Genomic DNA, 23567 nt, shown 5'->3' with positions numbered 1-23567 from the left:
TTATCGCACCTCAAATGCGTTTTGTATCCAATTTATTTTAGGACATTTTAAATCAGATTCCAACCCAACAACATCAAACCGGCAGATAAAATCATCATATTGTGCATATTTTTGTAAAAAATGTTTAGCAGTGTTAATAATTTTCCCTTGCTTGCTATGGTTGATTGTATCAGTGGCAGAGCCAAAATTCGCCATTTTCCGATAACGAACTTCAATAAAAACCAAACTTTGTTCTGATTTATCAAGCATAATAAGGTCTATTTCACCCATTGTGGTTAAATAGTTCTGCTGGATAAGTTTTAGTCCCTGTTTTTTTAAATATTGCAGCGCCAACTTTTCCGCTTTATTGCCTATTTTCCGTTTTAAACTAAACATAATTATGCCTTTATATATCATTGCCACCCCGATTGGAAACCTAGACGACATCACTTTTAGAGCAATAGAAACGCTCAAAACCGTCGACTTAATTTTAGCAGAAGACACCCGCCACAGCAAAAAATTACTCACCCATTACGCCATCAACACCCCTACACAAGCCTTTCATGAATACAACGAATCCGCCAAAACAGCCGATATAGTAACACAATTAGTGGCAGGAAAAAACATTGCCCTTATCAGTGATGCAGGCACACCCCTGATCAGTGACCCGGGCTATGTGCTCGTCCATGAAGCAAAAAAATCAGGGATTATTGTCTCCCCAATTCCGGGTGCATCGGCAATCATTAGTGCAATGAGTGCTAGCGGCATTGCCAGCAATCAATTTACTTTTTTTGGCTTTCTACCTGCTAAAACCACTGCCCGCATCAAAGTTATCCAATCCATTGCACACATCAACGAAACTGCCATTTTCTACGAATCCCCCAAACGCATCCTCGCCTGCGCAAATGACTTATTGCAAATTTTGGGCAATGAACGCATCGTCTGTTTCGCCAAAGAAATCAGCAAATCTTTTGAAACCATTGTTACAAATACTTTGCCAAAAATTATCGATTATTTAACGACAGACAACGCCCATCAGAAAGGCGAATTTGTAATTTTAATTAGTGCTATTGATAAAAATAATGCCATTCAAGGAGAAGCACAATTAGATAAAATTCTCCCTATTTTACTCATAGAAATGGGCACATCTAAAGCCGCAAAACTAGCCGCCAAAATCACTGGTATTGACAAAAAATATTGTTACCAAAGGGCGATTAATTTATGAGCCATTACACACGCCATATTTTCTTTTGCAATAATCAACGCAAAGAGGGCGAGGATTGCTGTGCAAAATTTGGTGCCAAACAAATGTATCGTTACACCAAAGACAAATGTCGCAACGAAGGAAAATTAGGCGCAGGAAAAATTGGCGTCAGTGAATCACGCTGTTTAGGACGCTGTGAGTTTGGACCAGTGGCTGTGGTATATCCTGATAATATTTGGTATCAATATATTGATGAAGACGACATTGATGAAATCATCAATGAGCATTTAATAGCAGGTAAGTTGGTTAATAGATTAAAAATTGATTAGCAGGCAGTAAATTTAATTATTAAAGTGTTTTGTTGTTAGTAATTACACCATTAACCTCTTAGAAAATTTACCAATTTACCTAGGTGAGACCTTTGCATAAATATGAATAATCATCAAAACGCCATCTTTCATCAAATTACAAACTTTTTAAAAACACCCTTAGCCCTGCTAGGAGTGGATTTAAAAAATTTCCAATTTAATAAAATCTGTCATTTTGCTAATCATCCCTATTTATGCAAAGGTCTCTAGGTATAAAAAAATGTATTGTCATAATTCTGTCATATTCATTGGTTAAACTTTATCCGTAATTTAATAAAAATGGAGAAAAGCATATGATAAATAATTATAAACTAGCAGCAATCACTTCTGCAGCCATGATGACACTATCTGTTTCATCTTATGGGGCATTAATTTCTAGAAATCACATTGATATCGTTGGGTCATCAACAGTTTATCCTTTTGCAACGGTAGTTGCCGAAACTTATGGGAAAAAAACAGGATTTAGAACGCCAAAAATTGAATCTACTGGCTCAGGGGGTGGTTTTAAGTTGTTTTGTGCTGGGAATGGTATTGCTACGCCAGATATTACCAATGCTTCTCGTAGAATTAAAAGCAGTGAGTATAAAAAATGTCAAAAAAATGGTGTGCAGGATATTATAGAAGTTAAGATTGGATTTGATGGTATCGCCGTTGCTAACTCTAAGAAAAGTCCGGTTTTTAATTTGACGCGTAGAGAATTATTTTTAGCGTTAGCTAAGCAAGTTCCAAGTCTAAAAACAGGCGAGTTGGTTGATAACCCATATGCAAAATGGAGTGATATTAACCCCAAGTTACCCAATACAAAAATTGAGGTATTAGGTCCGCCACCAACCTCTGGAACACGCGATGCATTTGTAGAGTTAGCCTTGCAGGGAGGGTGTTTTACCTATAGTTGGATTAAGAAAATTAAAAAAGATTCAAAAGTGGCTAAGAAATCTAGCAACAAACCCCTTGCTTCTAAGTTAAAGAGAAAATATAAAAATATTTGTCATTCAATTCGCGAGGATGGCGCCTACATCGAAGCAGGAGAAAATGACAATCTTATTGTTGAAAAATTAAAGGCAAATCCTAATGCATTAGGCATTTTTGGGTATAGTTTTTTAGATCAAAATAGCGATGTAGTTCAGGGCGCTGTTATTGACGGGATTAAGATTGATTTTGAAGCAATCGCTAATGGCTCATATCCAATCTCAAGACCTTTGTATTTCTATGTTAAGAAGAGTCATGTTGGAAAAGTGCCAGGTATTAAGGAGTTTATTGCTGAATTTACCAGTGAAGATGCTTGGGGCGAAGATGGATATTTGACTGACAAGGGGCTAATCCCGCTATCTGATAGTGAACGCCAAAATATGAACCGTTCTGCCAACAATTTAAGACCACTTAAAATGTAGGTAGCATATTTAGCAATTAAATTTAATTGCTAATCATCCCTATTTATGCAAAGGTCTCATAGAAAAGACCATCGGTGGCGACGATAGTAAGATAATAAACTTTATTGTCATAATTCTGTCATATTCACTTATTAAACTCCATCTATTATTAGAGACCTTTGCATAAATATGAATAATCATCAAAACGCCATCTTTCATCAAATTACAAACTTTTTAAAAACACCCTTAGCCCTGCTAGGAGTGGATTTAAAAAATTTCCAATTTAATAAAATCTGTCATTTTGCTAATCATCCCTATTTATGCAAAGGTCTCTATTAAAAAATGCTAAAAATAACTGTATGCGTATGATAAGTTTTATATTGAAGGAATTAATATGACCTTTGGAGTTACACTCATAGCATTGCTACTTCTGGGGTATTACACTGGGAGGAAGCGCTCAATTGACTTATCTAATAAGAGTAACCAGCGTTTGCATTCATTGCCACAGCATTATGGTTATTTGATTGCATTTTGGAGCAGTGTTCCTGCATTATTAGTGTTGTTATTTTGGTCTGTTTTAGAGCCATCTATTATTAACTCTGCAATTGTTGCCCAATTACCAGTACAGTTGCAACAACTATCAACAGATGAACTCGGGTTATTTATTAATGAAATTATTAATTTATCTCATTCAAGTGTCGTTATAAATGATGATGTTAAACGCCATGCAGTCCTTTATTACAAAGAGTTAACTGAATTTAGCGACTGGATTAAGCCAGTCGCTGTTTTTGTTTTAGCGTTTATAGGTATGTTCGTCGCATTAACCTTTGTTAAGCCAGAAATGAAAGCGCGCAATTTGGTTGAAAGGTTAATACGCTGGGCGATGATTGGCTGTGCTTCAATTGCAGTTTTGACGACTGTGGGCATTATATTTTCAGTGATATTTGAATCTATTATTTTCTTTAAAACAGTTAATGTATTTGATTTCTTATTTGGCATCCACTGGAGTCCTCAAGAAGCTATTCGTGAATACCAAGTTGGCGGCTCTGGCAGTTTTGGTGCATTGCCTTTATTTATTGGAACCTTATTGATTTCATTTATTGCATTAATGATTGCTGTACCTTTAGGACTTATGTCAGCTATATATTTGTCAGAGTATTCATCGCCTAGATTTAGGTCGTTTGCTAAGCCAGTTTTGGAAATGCTAGCGGGTATTCCGACTGTTGTCTATGGTTTCTTCGCTGCGATAACAGTCGCACCCTTTATTCGTGATTTAGGTGAGTCCCTTGGTTTAAGTTTGTCATCTGAAAGCGCATTAGCAGCGGGTATTGTAATGGGTGTAATGATTATTCCATTTGTGTCTTCATTGTCAGATGATATTATTTCTGCCGTGCCACAAGCAATGCGTGATGGTTCATACGCAATGGGCGCTACTAAATCTGAAACCATCAAACAAGTGATTATTCCCGCCGCACTCCCTGGTATTGTTAGCAGCGTGTTGTTAGCGGCTTCTCGTGCCATTGGTGAGACGATGATTGTGGTTATGGCGGCAGGTCTATCAGCAAATTTAACATTCAACCCTTTAGAAGCAGTTACGACAGTTACAGTGCAAATGGTAGCCTTGTTAACAGGTGACCAAGAGTTTGACAGTACAAAAACGCTTGCAGCATTTGCATTGGGATTAGGATTGTTCTTAACCACATTAGTGCTTAATGTTATCTCATTATATATCGTGCGTAAATATCGTGAACAATATGATTAGTAATACAAAAAAAATAAAAGATAAACTCGATAAGCGTTATGCAAAGGAAAGGCGTTTTAAGGTATATGGTATCAGTGCGATTGCTGTTAGTATTGCATTTTTATTATCATTATTGATCAATATCTCAATAACAGGGTTTCCAGCTTTCCAGCAAACTTATATTAATATTGATGTTGATATAGATAGTAAACTATTAAATCTAGATGGTAAATATAGCAAGAAAGCGTTATTTAGTGCTAATTATAGAAAAGTTGTTAACCAATCATTAAAAGCTATGTTTCCGGGAGTTAAGAGTAGGAAGCAAAAAAGAGCACTTAGGCAGTTAGTCAGTAAAAGTGCCACATACCAACTTAGAGATATTGTTATCAATAATCCCGATGTTATTAATACTAAACAATCTTTGTGGTTTTTAGCTAGGGACGATGTTGATGTATTTATGAAAGGTGGTATCGACAGATCTTTGCCAGAGTCAGACCGTAGGCTTAAAAATTTTCAACTGGTCTGGATTGATAAATTATTGGCTGAAAATCGCCTTGAAAAACGATTTAATATCAATTTTTTTACCAAAGGAGATTCTAGGGAGCCCGAACAAGCAGGTATTAAAGGTGCAATGATTGGCTCATTGTTGACAATGATAGTAACGATGCTTTTGTCTTTTCCAATCGGCGTTGCAGCTGCTATATATCTTGAAGAATTTGCACCAAAAAACAATAGATGGGTGGATGTTATTGAGATTAATATCAATAATTTAGCTGCCGTACCCTCCATTGTTTTTGGATTATTGGGACTAGCGGTATTTATTGGTCTTTTTGGAATTCCAAGATCAATTCCATTGATTGGAGGCTTGGTATTAACTTTAATGACCTTCCCTACTATCATTATTTCTTCTAGGGCGGCATTAAAATCTGTTCCCCCATCTATTCGTGAGGCAGCACTAGGTTTGGGTGCATCACGCGTACAAACTACCTTTCATCATGTGGTTCCAGCCGCCATGCCTGGAATACTAACAGGCACTATTATTGGTATGGCACAAGCATTAGGCGAAACTGCACCATTGCTAATGATTGGTATGGTTGCTTTTATTGCAGATGTGCCCCAAGGTATTGCAGATCCATCTACGGTGCTTCCAGTGCAAATATATTTATGGTCTGATTCACCAGAACGCGCATTTACAGAGAGAACTTCGGCGGCTATTATGGTATTGTTAGGGTTTTTAATTGTAATGAATTTGTTAGCAGTAATAATGCGTAGAAAATTTGAAAAAAAACGGTAGAATAAAATTATGATAAATATGGAAAAGCGTGAAGAATTTGATATAGAAATTGATAAAACTGTTGGCAAGCCTTTTATTGATAATGCAAAATTTTCTACTCGTAATGTGGATGTTTTTTATGGCGAAAAACAAGCCATATTTGATGCGAATATAGATATTGGGAAAAATCAGATTATCGCTATGATTGGTCCATCTGGATGTGGGAAATCCACTTTTTTACGATGCCTTAATCGTATGAATGACACCATTCAAGATTGCCGTATAAGCGGTGATATTAAGTTAGACGATGAAGATGTTTATCAAAAACAACAGGACCCTGTTTTGCTGCGTGCACGGGTTGGAATGGTTTTTCAAAAACCAAATCCATTCCCAAAATCTATTTATGACAATGTCGCCTATGGGGCAAAATTACATGGGCTAGCAAGTAGTAAGATTGAGCTTGATGAGTTGGTAGAGAAAAGTTTAATTCGAGCGGGCCTTTTTAAAGAGGTTAAAGATTCATTGCATAAGCCAGGTACTGGACTTTCTGGCGGGCAACAGCAACGATTATGCATTGCCAGAACAATTGCCATTGACCCAGAGGTTATTTTAATGGATGAACCAACCTCTGCACTTGACCCGATTGCCACCGCTGTTATTGAAGAACTAATGATTGATTTAAGTAAGAAATATACCATTGCAATCGTTACACATTCTATGCAACAGGCGGCTAGGGTATCACAAAGAACCGCTTATTTTCACTTGGGTTATTTGGTTGAGGTGAATGATACCAATACCGTTTTTACCAATCCAGAACATCAATTAACTGAAAACTATATCACTGGCAGATTTGGATAATAATTAGGAGGCTATTTATGGAAACACAACAACATATTTCACAACAGTATAACCAAGAGTTAGAGGGTGTTAAAAGTAAAGTTCTGAATATGGGAGGGCTAGTTGAAGACCAAGTAGAAAAGGCCATTAATGCCCTGATTGAACAAAATAATGAGTTGGCAAAAGAAGTTGCAGAGTCAGACTATAAAATTAATAAAATTGAAGTAGAGATTGATGAGAACTGTGCCCAACTTATTGCTAAAAGACAGCCTGCTGCTGGCGATCTTAGACTTATTATTGCAATTATTAAGCTTATCACAGACCTTGAGCGTATTGGCGATGAGGCAGAAAAAATTGGCCGTTACACCCAAAAACTAACCGCTATGAAAGATGACATTAACATGTATGCTGAACTCTCTGGATTAGGGAATAAGGTTGTCACTATTTTACGAGATGCACTCGATGCTTTTGCCAGAATGGATGTAAAACAGGCAATCAAAATCGCTGAAACTGACAAACAAATTGACGAAGAGTTTAACCGAATTTCTAGAATATTAGTAACACATATGATGGAAAATTCCCGTAATATTAAAACTATGCTACATGTTATTTGGTGTGCAAGAGCACTAGAGAGAATCGGCGACCATTCTCAAAATATTTGCGAGTATGTCGTTTACTTAGTCAAGGGACAGGATATTCGCCATATTGAGCGAGAGTAAAGATATGGCAACCATATTAATTGTTGAAGACGATAAAGCAATATTAGAAATGCTTAGCATATCACTTCAATCCAAGCGATACAAAACACTCAAAGCCAACACAGGCGCCAAAGCAATAAGCCTATTGAGCGATAACGACATAGATTTAGTTTTACTAGATTGGATGTTGCCAGATGTTGACGGCACTCAGTTGATTGGCAAGATTAGAAAGTTTGAGGGCTTTCAGTATTTGCCAATAATAATGCTAACCGCAAAATCCAGCGAAGAAGACAAGGTCAAAGGCTTTGATATGGGTGCCGACGACTATATGACCAAACCTGTGTTATTAAAAGAATTAGATGCACGCATTCGCTCTTTATTACGCAGATCACAAGGGCTTACCGCAAATGACGAACTCATTATTGACAACATTACTATAAATCCAGTGCAACAATTATTAACTATTAGCGGTGAGAATATTGCCGTTGGCGCTACCGAGTTTCGGTTACTACATTTTTTAATGAAAAATAAAAACAGGGTGTTTGGTCGCTCCCAATTGCTTGATGAAGTCTGGGGAAGGTTTGTCGCTATAGACGAACGCACTGTTGATGTCCACATCTTAAGACTAAGAAAAGTATTAAAACCCCATAAGTCAGACAAACACATCCAAACTGTCCGCAATATAGGCTATCGATTTAGCCCTGATATAACTCTATGAAACCCGCCATTTTGTCTATTGAAAAATGGCACATAACTCTTGCTATACTTGCAATACTACTGGGTGGCTTACTCACAGGTGCTTGGCTAATCAGTATAGCGTTAAGTTTATTTGGCTATATTATCTGGATGTATTACAGAATTCATCAGTTCTACATTTGGATAATTAACGGAACCCGTCAAAACAATGTGCCAGACAGTGATGGAATATGGGACAAAATTAACTACCAAGTATTACAAGATAAAAATAAAAGCAATAACAGGAAGAAAAGACTAAACGCTTTATTAAAACGCTCGCAAAGTATTTTAAAAGGTTTCCCCTACGCTGCTATTGTGCTTGATCAAAGCAATGCAGTTGAATGGAGTAATAAAGAATCAAGTGCTTTACTCAATATTGTTAAAAATGATAAAGGACAGCGTATTAACCATTTAATCCGCTCACCCAAATTATACAAATTATTACATTCCAACGACCGCAGCAATGAAATTGAAATAGAATCACCCAAAGACTCATCCGTACAGTTATTATTAAAGCTAATTACCCTCGGTGTAGACTCGAAATTATTGATAGCACGCGACATCACCCAAAGAAACAGAACGCTAGAAATGCGTAAAAGTTTTATCTCCAACGCTTCTCACGAATTACGCACCCCGCTAACAGTCATCTCAGGCTATTTGGAGATAATCAAAGAAGATAAAAGTTTACCGCAATCCCTATCCAGCCCAATTAACACCGCATACGAACAAGTCGAACGAATGCAAAATATCATTGAAGATTTACTCACACTTTCACGCCTAGAAAGCACCAACGACATCCAAGACATCAGCACAAACATCAATATGGCAAAGCTTATCAACCACATCTGCCAAGACTTAAACCGACAAGTCATCATAGAAATTAACACCAATGAAATCATAATCGGTATCGAAACAGAAATAATTAGCTTATGCACCAATCTCATACAAAACGCAATATTTTATACCCAAAAACACACAAAAATCATCACCAGATGGTATAAGGACAAGGATAAATTGTGCTTTGAGGTGCAAGATTTTGGCGCAGGTATCCCACACAAACATTTAGCCCGCTTAACCCAAAGATTCTATCGAGCCGACAAAGGCAGGTCTAAAGAGCAAGGAGGAACAGGGCTAGGATTAGCCATTGTGAACCACATTGCTCAACGCCACAACGCCACATTAAGCATCAACAGCAAAGTAGGTATCGGCTCAACATTCACAGTGCGTTTTAACCTTAGTCAACCCAGCCCCTTATAAAACGCCTGTGCCTGATGCTGTAAATCCTCAATCCCTCCATTATTCTTAATAACACTACCTCCCACCCGTTCAGTCGCCCTTAATCGTTGCCGTTGATTCATCTGCATCGCAATCAGCCTTTGCGCAGTATCTTCATCCACCCCTGTGCGTTTTCTCAATCTCTCCCGTTGTTTCCCGCCCCCGCAAACAACCACAACAACCCTATCAAATAACCCCTCCAACCCCTGCTCAAAAAGCAACGGCACCTCCACCACCACCACGCGTTTTTGCGAGTGTTGTTGCAATCTCCTCATCTCTGCTAATATCCGCGGATGCAAAATCCCCTCAATCACCCGCCTATCCGCCTGACAAGCCAGCAAAATATCACGCAACACCGCCCGATTCAACCCACCCGCCCGATTAACAACCCGCACACCAAACGCCTCAACCAATGCCGCCAGCCCCGAAGACCCAGCCCCAGTTACCTCAGCAGACAAATCATCCAAACGAATAACCTGCGCACCCAACCCCTCCAAAAAACCCCCAAACCGTGATTTTCCACAAGCAATCCCACCCGTCAACGCAACATTTAGTCTCTTCATAGCCCCCAATTTTAAATAATAAAGCCTTAACCTATTGACTTTTTTAACAAAGCTTGGATAATACCCTCTCTGTATGGTTATGTAGCTCAGCTGGTTAGAGCACAGCATTCATAATGCTGGGGTCGGTGGTTCAAGTCCACCTATAACCACCATATTTGAGAATTTATCCAATCTACCTCCCATAAGATTGTATAATCTCTCGTTTCACGCCGAAGTAGCACAGTTGGCAGTGCAACTGATTTGTAATCAGTAGGTCGCCAGTTCGAGTCCGGCCTTCGGCACCATACATTAAAAAGGTTATCGAAAGGTAGCCTTTTTTTTCGCCCCAACAAAAAACCACCAAAACAAAAAAACCACCAAAACAGTTTTTACGGCATAATGCCCTCATTCTTAGATAAGCATTCCAATACACCATCATCACCCCTGACAAGGTCGAACCTTGTCAGGGCGGAAAAGGGGCTATGTGTTGGATTTTTTAGAGTAGTAAACAGTTATATAAGATATAAAATAGGTTATTTATTGATAGCGCAAGCGTTTGTGAGGGGGTTGATAATTAGAAATTTTTTGCGTATAATTGTTTAATTTTTTGTTCAAGGAAATTTAATATGTCATCACGCAGAAATTTAGCAAATGCCATCCGCGCTTTAAGTATGGATGCGGTTCAGAAAGCCAACTCAGGACACCCAGGCGCCCCAATGGGCATGGCAGATATTGCCGAAGTGCTTTGGAATGACCATCTAAAGTTTAATCCTACAAACTCTAACTGGGCGGATCGCGACCGTTTTGTTTTGTCTAATGGACATGGGTCAATGTTGATGTATTCATTGTTGCATTTGTCGGGTTTTGATTTGACAATGGACGATATTAAAGGCTTCCGTCAATTACACTCTAAAACAGCGGGACATCCAGAATATGGGTATGCAGACGGTATCGAAACAACAACTGGTCCATTAGGTCAGGGAATTACTAATGCGGTCGGTATGGCAATTGCAGAACGCACTTTAGCAGCACAGTTTAATAAACCGGGACATCAGATTGTTGACCATAATACCTTTGTCTTTATGGGAGATGGTTGTTTAATGGAAGGCTTATCGCACGAATCTTGTGCAATGGCTGGGACATTAGGTTTAGGTAAATTAATGGCATTTTGGGATGATAACGATATTTCAATCGATGGGCATATTGGTGATTGGATGGAAAAAGGCGTTCCAGGGCGTTTCAAATCTTATGATTGGCATGTGGTTGCGGTTGATGGACATGATGCCCAGGCAATTGGTAAAGCCATTGAAGAAGCAAAAGCTGTTACAGACAAGCCCAGTTTAATTTGTTGCAAGACCACGATTGGTTTTGGTTCACCCAATCTTGCGGGGACGCACGATTGTCATGGTGCACCTTTGGGCGATGATGAGATTGCGGCAACACGCAAACAATTAGGTTGGACATATGCACCGTTTGAAATACCTGCTGAGGTTTATGCGGGTTGGGATCACAAAGTGCAAGGGGCGGCGGATGAAGCGGCTTGGGATGATAAATTTGCTGCTTATAAAGCAGAATTTCCAGCTGAAGCGGCTGAGTTTATTCGTCGTATGGCAGGGGATTTACCAGCGAACTTTGAAGTTGAAATGGATGCTTTTATTGCTAAGACACAAGAGCAAATGCCAAAAATTGCCTCTCGTCAAGCATCGCAAGCAGCGATTGAAGCAATGGGGCCATTATTGCCAGAGATGTTTGGTGGTTCTGCCGATTTAACTGGCTCTAATTTGACCAACTGGTCAGGTACGGTGAAAGTCAATAAAGAAAATGCAAAAGGCAATTATCTTTCATGGGGTGTGCGTGAATTTGGTATGGCACATATGATGAATGGTATGGTTTTACACGGTGGTTTTAAGGTGTATGGTGCCACATTCTTTATGTTTATGGAATTTATGCGCAATGCGTTGCGTATGTCAGCATTGATGAAAATTGGCACGATTTATGTTTATACGCATGACTCTATCGGCTTGGGCGAAGATGGTCCAACGCATCAACCAGTTGAGCAATTGGCAACGGTTAGAATGATTCCTGGTTTTCAAACTTGGAGAGGCTGTGATGCAATTGAATCTGCAGTTTCTTGGAAAATGGCAATGCTTCGTCATGATGCACCGACAGCGTTAGTCTTTTCAAGACAAGCATTAACCCCTATGCCAAGAACGGCAGAACAAGTGAAAAACATTGAAAAAGGAGGGTATGTGTTGCAAGATTGTGATGGCAAGGCAGATATTATTCTCATTTCAACAGGGTCAGAAGTGGGCTTGGCAATTGACAGTGCCAATGCGATGACCGATAAGAAAGTGAGGGTGGTTTCAATGCCTTCAACAGATGCATTTGATGCACAAGATCAAGCCTATAAAGAGTCTGTATTGACTGCTGGTGTTAAGCGCGTGGCAATTGAAGCAGGTGTGGGTGATGGTTGGTATAAGTATGTTGGTTTGGACGGTGGCTTGGTTTGTATGACCAGTTTTGGTGAAAGTGCACCAGCAGATCAATTGTTTAAAGAATTCGGTTTCACAGTGGATAATGTTGTCAAAACGGTTAATGAAGTTTTAGCATAATTTTAAAAAAATAAATAGGAGAAAGTAAAATGACAGTAAGAGTAGGTATTAACGGCTTTGGTCGTATTGGTCGCATGGTTTTCCGTGCAATTAAAAAGGATTTTCCTGAATTGGAAGTAGTCGGTATTAACGACTTATTAGAAAACGATTATTTGGCATATATGCTTAAGTATGATACGGCACAAGGTCGTTTTGACGGCGATATTGCTGTCGAGGGTGACAATTTTATTATTGATGGTAAGCAGATTCGTCTTTCTGCTGAACGCAATCCTGCTGATCTTAAGTGGGGCGATATTGATGTAGATATTGCGATTGACTGCACAGGTTTCTTCCTAACCACAGAATCTTGTCAAGCACATATTGATGCGGGTGCTAAGAAAGTGGTGCAATCCGCACCTGCTAAAGATGGTACACCTATGTTTGTTTATGGCGTTAACCACGATTCTTACGATGGTCAGACAATCGTTTCAGCTGCGTCTTGCACCACTAACTGTTTAGCACCAATCGCTAAAATTGTCAATGACAACTGGGGATTGAAACGAGGCTTAATGACAACTGTTCACGCCTCAACAGCAACACAGAAAACGGTTGATGGTCCTTCAATGAAAGATTGGAGAGGTGGTCGTGCCGTATTTGAGAATATCATTCCTTCCTCAACAGGTGCGGCTAAGGCAGTTGGTGTTGTGTTGCCAGAATTGAATGGCAAATTGACAGGTATGGCTTTCCGTATCCCTTCAGTGGATGTTTCGGTGGTTGATTTAACTTGTGAATTAGATAAAAGCGTTACTTATGAAGAGATTTGTACAACCATTAAAGCAACAGCAGAAACCACAATGAAAGGCACTTTGCAATATACAGAAGATATGGTTGTATCCTCTGATTTCCGTGGTGTTAGTGCTTCTTCAATTTTTGATGCCAATGCGGGTATTGCACTTGATGGCACTTTTGTGAAGTTGGTCTCTTGGTATGATAATGAGTATGGTTATACTTGTAACATGCTTCGTTTAGTTAAACATATCGCTTAAGCCGATGAAAAAGTTTATTTTATTGTGTGGTGTGGTACTTACGCTGAGCATAACCTCATGTGGCTTTTCAGATACTACTGAGAATGTAAAAGACAATCAAAAACCGGTTGAATCGTTAAGGGAAAGGTTGTTTGAACAAATAAAAGACCACAAGGTTATCAGTTATAAACAGGTATGGAAGGCATTTAAAACAACCGATCCATTACCAGGTCATGCGGATGAAGTGTTTGATATTTATTCATATAATGATAAGAATAAACCACCAATGGCTTATGTTTATAAATTTTTTACCGATCAGTGTGGTGTTTATAAACACGAAGACGAATGTTATAACAGAGAGCATTCCTTTCCAAAAGCTTGGTGGGGAGGTGGTTTAGGTAAGCCAATGGCTAGGGACTTATTTCATATATATCCCACAGATGGATTTGTGAATAATATGCGTGCTAATTACCCTTATGCAGAAGTTGACACAACTCAAAAAGGCACTTACAAGCAATCTACTAACGGATCTTATTTAGGTCAAGCAGAAAACAAACTGATAAAAGGCAAGGTTTTTGAGCCAGTTGATGAGTTTAAAGGAGACCTTGCTAGAGGCTACTTTTATTTGGTAACGGCTTATTATGACAGAGTAAAAAATTGGTCATCGCCTATGTTAGAAGGGGATAACTTTACACCATGGGCGCAAGAGATGTTGCTTAGATGGCATGAAAATGATCCTGTAAGTGATAAAGAGAAAAAACGCAACGATCAAATTACGGCAATACAAGGGAAATCCAACCCCTTTATTACAAACCCCGAATATGTTGAACGAATATGGAATATTAATCAATGATTATAAAATTAGAAGCGTTAGACTTGAACGGCAAGAAAGTATTGATTCGTCAAGATCTTAATGTACCCATCAAAGAGGGTGTAGTAACTAGTGATAAACGCATTAAGGCATCATTGCCAACCATTGAAATGGCAATGAAGCAAGGTGCCAAAGTGATGTTAATGTCGCACCGTGGTCGCCCAACTGAGGGTGAGTATAGTGAGGAATTTACACTGCAACCTGTGGCTGACCGTTTAACCGAGTTATTAGGTGTTACTGTGCGTTTAGAAAAAGAGTGGCTAGACGGCATTGAAATGAATGACGGCGAAGTGGTGCTATGCGAAAATGTGCGTTTTAATAACGGTGAAATGGCAAACGACGATGATTTATCTAAACGCATGGCGGCGACATGTGATATTTTTGCGATGGATGCGTTCGGCACTGCACATCGTGCACAGGCTTCAACGCATGGCGTTGCCAAATATGCACCCATTGCTTGTTCTGGTCCATTATTATCGGGCGAGCTTGAAGCGCTAGGTAAAGCATTAGACAATCCTAAGCGTCCGATGGTAGCGATTGTGGGTGGCTCTAAAGTGTCAACAAAATTAACCGTACTTGATTCCCTTTCCAAAATTGTTGACCAGTTAGTTGTTGGTGGCGGTATTGCTAATACTTTTATTGCAGCACAAGGGCATAATGTTGGTAAATCATTATGTGAAAATGATTTAATCCCAACCGCTAAAAAGTTGATGGAAGACTGTGAAATCCCAGTGCCAACAGATGTCGTTTGTGGCAAGGAATTCTCTGAAACAGCAGAGGCAACGACAAAGGCATCCTCAGAAGTGATGGATGATGATATGATTTTTGATATTGGTCCAAATTCTGCAGAAGAGTTGGCTGAAATTATGAAAAATGCAGGGACCATTGTTTGGAACGGTCCAGTCGGCGTATTTGAATTTGATCAATTTTCTGATGGCACCAAAACGGTAGCAACAGCAATCGCTGAATCAAAGGCTTTCTCAATTGCAGGCGGTGGTGATACGCTAGCAGCAGTTGATAAGTATAATATTGAAGACAAAATCAGTTACATCTCTACTGGCGGTGGCGCGTTTTTAGAATTTTTAGAAGGTAAAAAATTACCTGCAGTAGAAATCTTAGAACAAAGAGCAGCGGAGTAATTCTTGCCTAGAAGAACTAAAATATTAGCAACACTTGGCCCAGCAACGGACAAGCCCGGCGTTTTAGAAAGCGTTTTAGAGGCGGGTGCCAATGTCGTGCGTATTAATTTTTCACACGGTTCGCAAGAAGAGCATTTAGGTCGCGTTAAAGCAGTGCGTGATTGGGCGCATGCAAACAACACTTATGTTGGTGTTTTAATGGACTTACAAGGACCTAAAATTCGTATTGCCCGCTTTCAAGACGAGATGAAAATCCAGTTAGAAAATGGCGATAAATTTGCGTTAGATGCAGATCAAGATGAGTCAATGGGCACTCAAGAGTCAGTCGGTATTGCTTATAAAACTTTACCGCAAGATGTTAAAACAGGTAATATTTTATTGTTAGATGATGGCAAGGTTGTTTTGGAAGTGCTGAGTGTTGAAGGTAATAAAATCAACACCGTAGTTACCCAAGGCGGTGAATTATCAGACAAGAAAGGCATTAACTTGCGTGGCGGTGGTTTATCAGCCGATGCGCTAACTGAAAAAGATAAAAAAGATATCCTAACAGCAGCAAAAGCTAAGGCAGACTATGTGGCGTTATCATTCCCAGTGAGTGGCGACGATGTGCGCTTAACTAAGAAATTATTGAAGGCAGCGGGATCTGATGCAGGTGTTATTTCAAAAATTGAACGCGCTGAAGCTTTGGCAGAGGAAGTTATTACCGACATTATTAAAGAGTCAGCTGGCATTATGGTGGCACGAGGTGATTTGGGCGTTGAAATTGGCGATCCACAGTTACCCGCGCAGCAAAAACGCCTGATTAAATTAGCACGCTCTTATGACCGTGCGGTGATTACAGCAACGCAGATGTTAGAGTCTATGATTCACAGTCCAATTCCAACTCGTGCAGAAGTATTTGATGTTGCCAACGCAGTGCTTGATGGCACAGATGCGGTGATGTTATCTGCAGAAACAGCGGCAGGAGATTATCCTGCGAATGCTGTCAGAACGATGCATGATGTTTGCGTGGAAACGGAAAAGAGCCCAACAGCAAAAGTATCCCATCACCGTTTGCACGAAGGCTTTGAGTTTGTTGATGAAACCATTGCCATGAGCACAATGTATGCAGCCAATCACTTGGGCGTTAAAGTTGTGGTGGCGTTGACTGATAGCGGAAAAACCCCATTATGGATGTCGCGTATCAGCTCTAATATTTCCATTTATGCGATGAGCGACAAAGTGGCTACTTTGCGTAAGACAACGCTTTATCGTGGTGTTTATCCTTGTGGTATTGAAAAAATGTCAGCTTTAGATTGGGAAAAAGTCAACGCTAAAGTGATTGAAATATTGACAGAAAAAAACATTGTAGAAGAAGGAGATTTAGTAGTGCTAACCAAAGGCATGCACAGTGACAAATCTGGTGGCACCAACCTAATGAAAATTTTGCGTGTCGGCGACGAAAAATATGGGTAAAAACAGTAAAAAAAGTGTGTGTTCGTTTTTATGTAAACGAGTAACATCAACTAACCAGTAAATAATAATAAAAAGGAGAAAAATATGTTAATTTCATTAAGAGAACTATTAGACCATGCGGCAGAAAACAACTACGGTATGCCCGCATTCAATGTCAACAATATGGAGCAAGTGCATGCGATTATGCAGGCTGCCGACAAAACTAACAGCCCTGTTATCATGCAAGGCTCTGCGGGTGCTAGAGGCTATGCAGGCGAACCGTTTTTGCGTCATTTAATCATTGCAGCCACGGAAATGTATCCACATATTCCCGTTGTTATGCATCAAGACCATGGTTCTGAGCCCGCAGTTTGTTTGCGTTCAATCCAATCAGGTTTTTCATCAGTAATGATGGACGGTTCTTTAGAAGCAGATTGCAAAACCCCTGCTTCATTTGAATACAATGTTGCCGTAACCAAAGAAGTGGTTAAAATGGCACATGCAGGTGGTGTTTCAGTAGAAGGCGAATTAGGCTGTTTAGGCTCGCTGGAAACAGGCGAAATGGGCGAAGAAGACGGTCACGGTGCCGAAGGCAAATTAGACCTTGATATGCTCCTAACTTCCGTTGAAGAAGCAGCAGATTTTGTTAGAGAAACCAATGTTGATGCCTTAGCAATCGCTATCGGCACTTCACACGGTGCTTACAAATTCACCAAAGAGCCAGACGGTGACATCTTACGTATTGACCGCATCAAAGAAATCCACCAACGCCTACCCAACACCCATTTAGTTATGCACGGATCATCTTCAGTGCCACAAGAATGGTTAGAAATCATCAACTCTCACGGTGGCGATATGGGGCAAACTTACGGCGTGCCAGTCTCTGAAATTCAAGAAGGCATCAAAAACGGCGTGCGTAAAGTCAACATTGACACTGACTTGCGTATGGCTTCAACCGGTGCAGTGCGTAAATTCTTAGTTGAAAACACAGCAAATTTTGACCCGCGTAAATTTTTAAAAGAAGCCACCAATGCTATGAGTGATATTTGTGCCGCTCGTTTCGAGGCTTTTGGTTCCGCTGGCAATGCTGATAAAATCAAAGTGTCTTCACTAGACACTATGAGTCAAAGATATTTATCTGGTGAGTTAGACGCACAAATCAAATAACTAGGTTAGACAGTTTGTTGTGAGTATTTGGGTTGGGCTTGTAATGGGAATATATTTTAATGGGAGGGTCGCATGGTTTATTCAGTGATAACTATTGCTAATAAATTTATTGATTTAGCCAAAGAAGAGTATTTGACTAATATGCAATTACAAAAAATGGTTTATATTGCACATGGATTTAATTTAGCACTTAGAGATACTAAGTTATATTATGAAGATACGAGAGCTTGGAATTTTGGACCTGTGGTGCCAGAACTTTATGAAGAGTTACGACAGTATGGTTCCAACCAGGTAACAGAAAAGATAAATACCCCCCCCAATACAGCAGAACAACTTGATGACGGTAGTTTAAAGATTATTGAAGCTGTATATGATAATTATAAGCAATATAGTGGTACGCAACTGTCAAATTTAACCCATCAAGATAACACACCTTGGAGCAAGTCTTGGGAAAGTAATAAATATGGTGTAATTCCTGCTGATGACATATACGAGTTTTATAAGAATAATCATATTTAATTGATAACTATGGGGAGTAACACTAAATATAGCGATTTCATAAAAAAAACAAAGGATTCGCAGAATATAAAAGCTGAAAGTGCAACTCAAGAACAAAAACTAGATCTTGCTGAACCCTTATCTAAGGAAGAAGAACAAGATTTAGTACACAAAAATGATAAACATGAACTTGCAGTTAAAATATACAAGAAATTATTTTGGGCTATTTGTGTTTATATTTTTTTGGTGTTATTGTTACTTGTTGGGAATGAACATTATTTTCAACTTAAGAGCCAAGTATTAATTACTTTACTAAGCACAACCACTGCAAATATTCTAGGTGTTTTTTATATAGCCTCTAAGTGGCTTTATGAAACAAATAAATAACACTTATTCAGTAATCGTCATCGGCGGTGGTCACGCAGGTACGGAAGCGGCGTTGGCATCTGCACGGATGGGGGTTAGCACTTTGTTGATTTCTCATAACATTGAAACCCTAGGGCAAATGAGTTGCAACCCTGCAATTGGTGGGATTGGCAAGGGGCACTTGGTCAAAGAGATTGATGCGATGGGTGGCGTGATGGCGAAGGCGATTGACAAAGCAGGTATTCAATTTCGCACGCTAAACGCCTCTAAAGGGTCTGCGGTGCAGGCAACTAGGGCACAGGCGGATAGGGTTTTATATAAGGCGGTCATTCGTTTTGCGTTGGAAAATCAGGAAAATTTGTCTTTGTTTCAGCAGGCAGTAGGTGATTTAATCATTGAAAACGATGTGATTAAAGGCGTTAAAACCGAAATGGGTTTGGATTTTTTAGCTGATAAAGTGATTTTGACTACAGGCACTTTTTTGGGCGGTATTATCCATATCGGACAAAGCAACTTTCAAGGCGGGCGGGCAGGTGATGCCCCCTCTAATGCTTTATCTAAAACGCTTCGTGCCTATGATTTAGGGGTAGGGCGACTTAAAACGGGCACACCACCACGGCTTGACGGCAGAACCATTGATTTTAGTATTTTGCAAAAACAACTGGGTGATACCCCCTTGCCGACTTTTTCCTTTATGGGAAAAGCCACTGACCACCCCGAGCAAATCCCTTGTTATATCACCCATACCAATGAAAAAACCCACGATTTTATTCGTGATGGCTTAAAAGATTCACCTATGTACACAGGTAATATTGAAGGCGTTGGCCCTAGATATTGCCCATCGATTGAAGATAAGGTGGTGCGTTTTGCCGAGCGTGATTCACACCAAATTTTTGTTGAACCTGAGGGTTTGACGACGAATGAGTTCTATCCAAATGGCGTTTCTACTTCTTTGCCGTATGAGGTGCAGCAAGATTTTATTCGTTCAATTAAAGGCTTTGAAAATGTTGATATTGTGCGTCCTGGTTATGCCATTGAATACGATTTCTTTGACCCACGAGGCTTGAGGCAAACGCTGGAAGTGAAGAAAATATCGGGGCTGTATTTTGCTGGGCAAATTAATGGCACAACTGGCTATGAAGAAGCGGCAGCACAAGGGTTATTAGCAGGCGTAAATGCGGCGTGCAGCGTACAGGAAAAAACCGCTTGGCTGCCAAAACGCGACGAGTCTTATATCGGGGTAATGGTCGATGATTTAATCACCAAAGGCACAAATGAGCCTTATCGAATGTTCACTTCCCGTGCGGAATATCGCTTGTTGTTGCGTGAAGATAATGCTGATAAGCGTTTAACACCCAAAGGCAGAGAATTGGGGCTTGTGGATGATGAACGCTGGACAGCCTTTCAAACAAAATATGAGGCGACAGCACAGGAAGAACAACGATTAAAAACCACTTGGATTCAAGCAGGTGATACGCAGGCAGACGAAGTATTGGGGCAAACATTGAATCACGAATATTCACTGCTAGAGTTGTTAAAACGCCCAAAAGTAAATTACGAATTATTGTCTAAAATTGAGTCGGGAAAGCCATTTTTGACCGATAAAACTTTGAGTAGCATTGTTGAAAATGAAATTAAATACAAAGGCTATATCAAACGCCAATTAGAAGAAATTGAGAAATACCGCAAGAACGAAGACACTAAACTACCAGAAGATATGGACTACACCTCTATCAAAGCGCTGTCTGCCGAAGTAATACAAAAACTCAACGACCACCGCCCAGAAACGATTGGTTTGGCAAGTCGATTGCAAGGCGTTACCCCAGCATCCATTTCCATCTTATTGGTTTATTTAAAAACCTACAAAAAATGAGTTCAGAAGCATTATTAATCTCAGGTGCAGAGAAAATGGGCATTGCGTTAAACGATATTCAAGCACAACAACTCATCGCCTATCTTGAGTTGATTGTTAAATGGAACAAAACTTACAATCTGAGTGCCATTCGCACCATGGAAGAAGGCGTTAAAAAACACTTGCTAGACAGCCTGTCCATTATGCCATTTATTGACCAATCACCCTTACTTGATGTGGGTTCAGGTGCAGGCCTGCCAGGCATTGTGATTAGCATTATGCGACCAGAATTTGCTGTTAGCGTATTAGACACAGTGGGCAAGAAGTGTCATTTTATGCAGTTTGTAAAATCTCAATTAGGGCTTAAAAATTTATCAGTATTGAATGAGCGGGTTGAAGTGTTTGAGCCCGAACAATGTTTTGGTCAAATTACCACCAGAGCATTTGCCGAAATCAATAAAACCTTAAAATTAACTCAGCATTTATTATGCGATAATGGACACCATTTGTTAATGAAAGGAATCAATGTTGAACAAGAAGCTCTACCCAAAATGGCAAAAATTCATAAATTATCCGTGCCATATGTCTCAGATGATCGATTTTTAATTAAAATCAAGAAAGGTCTTTGCATAAATCAACTAAAAACACATCAAACTGGTAAAATAAACACCCTCTACTAAATCAACCATAAAAATACTAAAATGTCCTGGAAAAACACTCAACAAAACTCATTCGCAGATTCTCTTGTCGTTGAGCATAAATCCCTATCAGAACTTGATGATGTTCACAACATCATTAACTGGAATGAGATAGAGCAATCACTTAGAGCAAAATTCAATCATTGTCTCGCCATGCTCAATCAACACCATTGACGCTACTGTCATAGAAGCCAAACAATCAAGAAAACGCAAGGGAAAACACGGCAACAACACCCAAGACCCTGAAGCCGCTTACAATGTCAAAACTGCCGCTGATGGCAAACGCAAAACCACCTATGGCTTTAAGATGCATGCAAATACTGATAAGGATGGCTTTGTTAAAAAAAATGACGTTTACCCCTGGCAATGTGCATGACTCACAAGAATTTGACAAACTACTTGATGAGACCTTTGCATAAATAGGGATGATTAGCAAAATGACAGATTTTATTAAATTGGAAATTTTTTAAATCCACTCCTAGCAGGGCTAAGGGTGTTTTTAAAAAGTTTGTAATTTGATGAAAGATGGCGTTTTGATGATTATTCATATTTATGCAAAGGTCTCTTGATGTTAGCAAAACCAAAACCTGCGGGCAAGTCTTTGCTGATAGCGCTTACGCCAACAAAAGAAATGACAAAAAGTTGGGCAAACAAAACAATAAAGTCTTGCATCGAGCCTACAGAAACACACCACTCACAAACAAACAAAAACAAGACAACAGACAACGCTCATCTGTTCGCTACATTGTTGAGCGAACCTTTGGGTTGCTCAAACTTCATCATGGATTAGGCAAGGCAAGATACCTTGGATTAGAGAGAAACAAGACCCGAGCACAACTGATTGCCATGAGTCATAATCTTAAAACAGGGATGAATATTTTTAAACAGATGCGAGAACTGCAGGATTGTTGCGTCTAATGGCTGGAATAAAGGTAAAAATAGGCGGGAAATCGCCAAGAAATGCAAACAATCGGTCTTGTTTTTGGGTTTTTGAAGAAAGTGAGAATAATTTTGAAAAATATTTTTTGAAAAATTACAAAAGTTGGGATTAAAGCAATAAATTATGAATTACGCAAAGGTCTCTAAACATTAAATCTCTGGCAATTTATTTCTCTAATGCCTCATCACTTAGTCCGTACCAAGCTTGAAGAATGAGAATCTTGAACATCATTAGTGGTGGGTAGCTGGGTGCACCTCGCTTGGATGAATACAGGTTTGAAAGTGTTTGTTCTATCTCAGGCCAATTGATAATGTTATGCACATCGTCTAGTTCTGATAGGGATTTGTGTTCAACGACAAGAGAGTCTGCAAATGAGTTTTGGGCTGTTTGTTTCCAGGACATTTTTTTTTGATTTTTGTGGCTGTTTTTAGATGGGTGTTATTTTACCATGTTGGTGGGTTTGGGTTGATTTATGCAAAGGTCTCATGTAGATGCTTGTTGTTTTCTCTGTTGTGGTACTTGATTAATACCAAAATGCACTAAGGTGCGATAAATATTACTTCTGTTGGCGTTAGGGATAGTAGCGCTCATGACATCGGTTAAATCATCTAACTTTAGCCAAGTGAGTGTTCGTACTACTCGAATGATTTCACGTTCGGTTGTGCTTAGGCTGTAGTGTAGTGTCCTTGGTCTTGAGGTTTTATCAACAACAAAATCTCTATTTTTCCATTTGGCAATGGTTTTGGTGCTAACCGAAAAGCGTTTTGCCAGACTGATATTTGAGGCTTTAGCGCCGTGTATAATTGCTCTTGAGTGTGAATTTGTATTTGCATTCTTGTGGTAGTTTTGTTGCATGTCTTCTCCTTTTGTGGTGAAAAAAGTTGATATGTTACGATAACTATCACTCTTATTTGAGTGTTAGTTTAAGGGGTAAAAAGTGGATTTACACAGTTTGGTTTACACT

Annotated in this window: 28 protein-coding genes, 2 tRNA genes and 1 pseudogene; 26 read left to right on the top strand and 5 right to left on the bottom strand. The window is 39.5% G+C overall.

Annotation, left to right across the window (positions count from 1 at the left end):
- Positions 1–375: a YraN family protein gene (locus tag AB8525_RS05865; protein WP_369150086.1), complete on the bottom strand. Its 375-nt coding sequence runs from the start codon at positions 373–375 to the stop codon at positions 1–3.
- On the opposite strand from AB8525_RS05865, the gene rsmI reads away from it, so the two are divergent.
- The 11 genes from rsmI to phoR all read left to right on the top strand — a co-directional run bounded on the left by rsmI (position 374) and on the right by phoR (position 9462).
- Complete coding sequence (gene rsmI / locus AB8525_RS05860) at positions 374–1204, top strand: 16S rRNA (cytidine(1402)-2'-O)-methyltransferase (protein WP_369153080.1); 831 nt, start codon at positions 374–376, stop codon at positions 1202–1204. The two genes, AB8525_RS05865 and rsmI, sit on opposite strands and share 2 nt — an antisense overlap.
- Complete coding sequence (locus tag AB8525_RS05855) at positions 1201–1512, top strand: ferredoxin (RefSeq protein WP_369150085.1); 312 nt, start codon at positions 1201–1203, stop codon at positions 1510–1512. The genes rsmI and AB8525_RS05855 overlap by 4 nt, the downstream gene beginning before the upstream one ends.
- Positions 1513–1614: 102 nt before the next feature.
- Entirely contained in the window at positions 1615–1761 is a 147-nt protein-coding gene (locus AB8525_RS05850; RefSeq protein ID WP_369149988.1) for a hypothetical protein, read from the top strand.
- Positions 1762–1886: 125 nt separating this feature from the next.
- Positions 1887–2942, top strand: coding sequence for a PstS family phosphate ABC transporter substrate-binding protein (locus tag AB8525_RS05845; protein ID WP_369153079.1), 1056 nt, complete (start codon positions 1887–1889; stop codon positions 2940–2942).
- A 168-nt stretch (positions 2943–3110) separates the two neighbouring features.
- A complete protein-coding gene (locus AB8525_RS05840; protein WP_369150050.1) occupies positions 3111–3260 on the top strand; it encodes a hypothetical protein in 150 nt (49 codons plus the stop codon).
- Between the two features lie 82 nt (positions 3261–3342).
- Positions 3343–4683 carry a phosphate ABC transporter permease subunit PstC gene (pstC, locus tag AB8525_RS05835; protein ID WP_369176817.1) on the top strand — a complete coding sequence of 447 codons (1341 nt, stop codon included), beginning with the start codon at positions 3343–3345 and terminating at the stop codon, positions 4681–4683.
- Positions 4676–5956, top strand: coding sequence for a phosphate ABC transporter permease PstA (gene pstA / locus AB8525_RS05830; RefSeq protein WP_369176815.1), 1281 nt, complete (start codon positions 4676–4678; stop codon positions 5954–5956). The genes pstC and pstA overlap by 8 nt, the downstream gene beginning before the upstream one ends.
- 9 nt (positions 5957–5965) lie before the next feature.
- Positions 5966–6793, top strand: coding sequence for a phosphate ABC transporter ATP-binding protein PstB (gene pstB / locus AB8525_RS05825; protein WP_369176813.1), 828 nt, complete (start codon positions 5966–5968; stop codon positions 6791–6793).
- Positions 6794–6810: 17 nt separating this feature from the next.
- Positions 6811–7491 (top strand): phosphate signaling complex protein PhoU, encoded by a 681-nt coding sequence (gene phoU, locus AB8525_RS05820; protein WP_369176811.1) that lies wholly within the window; start codon positions 6811–6813, stop codon positions 7489–7491.
- Positions 7492–7495: 4 nt separating this feature from the next.
- Positions 7496–8188, top strand: coding sequence for a response regulator (locus tag AB8525_RS05815; RefSeq protein ID WP_369176809.1), 693 nt, complete (start codon positions 7496–7498; stop codon positions 8186–8188).
- A complete protein-coding gene (gene phoR / locus AB8525_RS05810) occupies positions 8185–9462 on the top strand; it encodes a phosphate regulon sensor histidine kinase PhoR (protein WP_369176807.1) in 1278 nt (425 codons plus the stop codon). Before AB8525_RS05815 ends, phoR begins: the two co-directional genes overlap by 4 nt.
- On the opposite strand, the gene coaE is transcribed toward phoR, so the two are convergent.
- Complete coding sequence (gene coaE, locus AB8525_RS05805; protein ID WP_369150074.1) at positions 9444–10043, bottom strand: dephospho-CoA kinase; 600 nt, start codon at positions 10041–10043, stop codon at positions 9444–9446. The two genes, phoR and coaE, sit on opposite strands and share 19 nt — an antisense overlap.
- Before the next feature lie 75 nt (positions 10044–10118).
- On the opposite strand from coaE, the gene AB8525_RS05800 reads away from it, so the two are divergent.
- The 13 genes from AB8525_RS05800 (at position 10119) to AB8525_RS05740 (ending at position 21837) form a co-directional block, all read left to right on the top strand.
- A tRNA-Met gene (locus AB8525_RS05800) sits at positions 10119–10195 on the top strand.
- A gap of 56 nt (positions 10196–10251) precedes the next feature.
- Positions 10252–10327 (top strand) — tRNA-Thr (locus AB8525_RS05795).
- A 321-nt stretch (positions 10328–10648) separates the two neighbouring features.
- Positions 10649–12634, top strand: a complete 1986-nt coding sequence (gene tkt, locus AB8525_RS05790) for a transketolase (protein WP_369176805.1) — start codon at positions 10649–10651, stop codon at positions 12632–12634.
- Between the two features lie 29 nt (positions 12635–12663).
- Complete coding sequence (gene gap / locus AB8525_RS05785) at positions 12664–13659, top strand: type I glyceraldehyde-3-phosphate dehydrogenase (RefSeq protein ID WP_369150071.1); 996 nt, start codon at positions 12664–12666, stop codon at positions 13657–13659.
- Between the two features lie 4 nt (positions 13660–13663).
- Positions 13664–14491 (top strand): endonuclease, encoded by an 828-nt coding sequence (locus AB8525_RS05780; RefSeq protein ID WP_369150070.1) that lies wholly within the window; start codon positions 13664–13666, stop codon positions 14489–14491.
- Positions 14488–15648: a phosphoglycerate kinase gene (locus tag AB8525_RS05775; protein ID WP_369150068.1), complete on the top strand. Its 1161-nt coding sequence runs from the start codon at positions 14488–14490 to the stop codon at positions 15646–15648. Before AB8525_RS05780 ends, AB8525_RS05775 begins: the two co-directional genes overlap by 4 nt.
- Positions 15649–15651: 3 nt before the next feature.
- Entirely contained in the window at positions 15652–17103 is a 1452-nt protein-coding gene (pyk, locus tag AB8525_RS05770; protein WP_369150066.1) for a pyruvate kinase, read from the top strand.
- 84 nt (positions 17104–17187) lie between these two features.
- Entirely contained in the window at positions 17188–18249 is a 1062-nt protein-coding gene (fba, locus tag AB8525_RS05765) for a class II fructose-bisphosphate aldolase (protein ID WP_369176803.1), read from the top strand.
- A gap of 72 nt (positions 18250–18321) precedes the next feature.
- Positions 18322–18768, top strand: coding sequence for a Panacea domain-containing protein (locus tag AB8525_RS05760; protein WP_369150063.1), 447 nt, complete (start codon positions 18322–18324; stop codon positions 18766–18768).
- A 9-nt stretch (positions 18769–18777) separates the two neighbouring features.
- Positions 18778–19134 carry a hypothetical protein gene (locus tag AB8525_RS05755; RefSeq protein ID WP_369176801.1) on the top strand — a complete coding sequence of 119 codons (357 nt, stop codon included), beginning with the start codon at positions 18778–18780 and terminating at the stop codon, positions 19132–19134.
- Positions 19118–20986, top strand: a complete 1869-nt coding sequence (mnmG, locus tag AB8525_RS05750; RefSeq protein ID WP_369176799.1) for a tRNA uridine-5-carboxymethylaminomethyl(34) synthesis enzyme MnmG — start codon at positions 19118–19120, stop codon at positions 20984–20986. The genes AB8525_RS05755 and mnmG overlap by 17 nt, the downstream gene beginning before the upstream one ends.
- A complete protein-coding gene (gene rsmG, locus AB8525_RS05745) occupies positions 20983–21645 on the top strand; it encodes a 16S rRNA (guanine(527)-N(7))-methyltransferase RsmG (protein ID WP_369176797.1) in 663 nt (220 codons plus the stop codon). Before mnmG ends, rsmG begins: the two co-directional genes overlap by 4 nt.
- 21 nt (positions 21646–21666) lie before the next feature.
- Positions 21667–21837, top strand: coding sequence for a hypothetical protein (locus tag AB8525_RS05740; RefSeq protein ID WP_369176795.1), 171 nt, complete (start codon positions 21667–21669; stop codon positions 21835–21837).
- Positions 21838–22058: 221 nt separating this feature from the next.
- Here the strand turns inward: AB8525_RS05740 and AB8525_RS05735 are convergent, their stop codons facing one another.
- Positions 22059–22211, bottom strand: a complete 153-nt coding sequence (locus AB8525_RS05735; RefSeq protein WP_369149986.1) for a hypothetical protein — start codon at positions 22209–22211, stop codon at positions 22059–22061.
- 4 nt (positions 22212–22215) lie between these two features.
- On the opposite strand from AB8525_RS05735, the gene AB8525_RS05730 reads away from it, so the two are divergent.
- Positions 22216–22581: a transposase gene (locus tag AB8525_RS05730; protein ID WP_369176794.1), complete on the top strand. Its 366-nt coding sequence runs from the start codon at positions 22216–22218 to the stop codon at positions 22579–22581.
- Positions 22581–22715 (top strand): hypothetical protein, encoded by a 135-nt coding sequence (locus AB8525_RS05725; RefSeq protein ID WP_369176792.1) that lies wholly within the window; start codon positions 22581–22583, stop codon positions 22713–22715. The genes AB8525_RS05730 and AB8525_RS05725 overlap by 1 nt, the downstream gene beginning before the upstream one ends.
- Before the next feature lie 59 nt (positions 22716–22774).
- On the opposite strand, the pseudogene AB8525_RS05720 reads toward AB8525_RS05725, so the two are convergent.
- Together AB8525_RS05720 and AB8525_RS05715 are read right to left on the bottom strand one after the other, a co-directional pair.
- A pseudogene (locus AB8525_RS05720) lies at positions 22775–22867 on the bottom strand (transposase); the annotation flags it as partial.
- 219 nt (positions 22868–23086) lie between these two features.
- Positions 23087–23458: a hypothetical protein gene (locus AB8525_RS05715; protein WP_369150056.1), complete on the bottom strand. Its 372-nt coding sequence runs from the start codon at positions 23456–23458 to the stop codon at positions 23087–23089.
- Positions 23459–23567 lie beyond the last annotated feature (109 nt).

Source organism: Candidatus Thiodubiliella endoseptemdiera, from assembly GCF_964212635.1.
In the GTDB taxonomy this organism is placed as follows: Bacteria; Pseudomonadota; Gammaproteobacteria; order PS1; family Pseudothioglobaceae; genus Thiodubiliella; species Thiodubiliella endoseptemdiera.
The sequence above is the reverse complement of the archived record's forward strand: the minus strand, read 5'-3'. Positions and strand labels throughout refer to the sequence as shown.

Coding starts and splice junctions, on each gene's coding strand:
- AB8525_RS05815 (WP_369176809.1), top strand. CDS start 7,496: ATGGCAACCATATTAATTGTTGAAGACGATAAAGCAATATTAGAAATG.
- pstB (WP_369176813.1), top strand. CDS start 5,966: ATGATAAATATGGAAAAGCGTGAAGAATTTGATATAGAAATTGATAAA.
- AB8525_RS05780 (WP_369150070.1), top strand. CDS start 13,664: ATGAAAAAGTTTATTTTATTGTGTGGTGTGGTACTTACGCTGAGCATA.
- coaE (WP_369150074.1), bottom strand. CDS start 10,043: ATGAAGAGACTAAATGTTGCGTTGACGGGTGGGATTGCTTGTGGAAAA.
- AB8525_RS05735 (WP_369149986.1), bottom strand. CDS start 22,211: ATGAATAATCATCAAAACGCCATCTTTCATCAAATTACAAACTTTTTA.
- pstA (WP_369176815.1), top strand. CDS start 4,676: ATGATTAGTAATACAAAAAAAATAAAAGATAAACTCGATAAGCGTTAT.
- phoR (WP_369176807.1), top strand. CDS start 8,185: ATGAAACCCGCCATTTTGTCTATTGAAAAATGGCACATAACTCTTGCT.
- AB8525_RS05715 (WP_369150056.1), bottom strand. CDS start 23,458: ATGCAACAAAACTACCACAAGAATGCAAATACAAATTCACACTCAAGA.
- AB8525_RS05850 (WP_369149988.1), top strand. CDS start 1,615: ATGAATAATCATCAAAACGCCATCTTTCATCAAATTACAAACTTTTTA.
- AB8525_RS05760 (WP_369150063.1), top strand. CDS start 18,322: ATGGTTTATTCAGTGATAACTATTGCTAATAAATTTATTGATTTAGCC.
- tkt (WP_369176805.1), top strand. CDS start 10,649: ATGTCATCACGCAGAAATTTAGCAAATGCCATCCGCGCTTTAAGTATG.
- phoU (WP_369176811.1), top strand. CDS start 6,811: ATGGAAACACAACAACATATTTCACAACAGTATAACCAAGAGTTAGAG.
- mnmG (WP_369176799.1), top strand. CDS start 19,118: ATGAAACAAATAAATAACACTTATTCAGTAATCGTCATCGGCGGTGGT.
- AB8525_RS05855 (WP_369150085.1), top strand. CDS start 1,201: ATGAGCCATTACACACGCCATATTTTCTTTTGCAATAATCAACGCAAA.
- AB8525_RS05730 (WP_369176794.1), top strand. CDS start 22,216: ATGCAAAGGTCTCTTGATGTTAGCAAAACCAAAACCTGCGGGCAAGTC.
- fba (WP_369176803.1), top strand. CDS start 17,188: ATGTTAATTTCATTAAGAGAACTATTAGACCATGCGGCAGAAAACAAC.
- AB8525_RS05865 (WP_369150086.1), bottom strand. CDS start 375: ATGTTTAGTTTAAAACGGAAAATAGGCAATAAAGCGGAAAAGTTGGCG.
- AB8525_RS05775 (WP_369150068.1), top strand. CDS start 14,488: ATGATTATAAAATTAGAAGCGTTAGACTTGAACGGCAAGAAAGTATTG.
- AB8525_RS05725 (WP_369176792.1), top strand. CDS start 22,581: ATGGCTGGAATAAAGGTAAAAATAGGCGGGAAATCGCCAAGAAATGCA.
- AB8525_RS05845 (WP_369153079.1), top strand. CDS start 1,887: ATGATGACACTATCTGTTTCATCTTATGGGGCATTAATTTCTAGAAAT.
- AB8525_RS05755 (WP_369176801.1), top strand. CDS start 18,778: ATGGGGAGTAACACTAAATATAGCGATTTCATAAAAAAAACAAAGGAT.
- rsmG (WP_369176797.1), top strand. CDS start 20,983: ATGAGTTCAGAAGCATTATTAATCTCAGGTGCAGAGAAAATGGGCATT.
- AB8525_RS05740 (WP_369176795.1), top strand. CDS start 21,667: ATGTCCTGGAAAAACACTCAACAAAACTCATTCGCAGATTCTCTTGTC.
- gap (WP_369150071.1), top strand. CDS start 12,664: ATGACAGTAAGAGTAGGTATTAACGGCTTTGGTCGTATTGGTCGCATG.
- AB8525_RS05840 (WP_369150050.1), top strand. CDS start 3,111: ATGAATAATCATCAAAACGCCATCTTTCATCAAATTACAAACTTTTTA.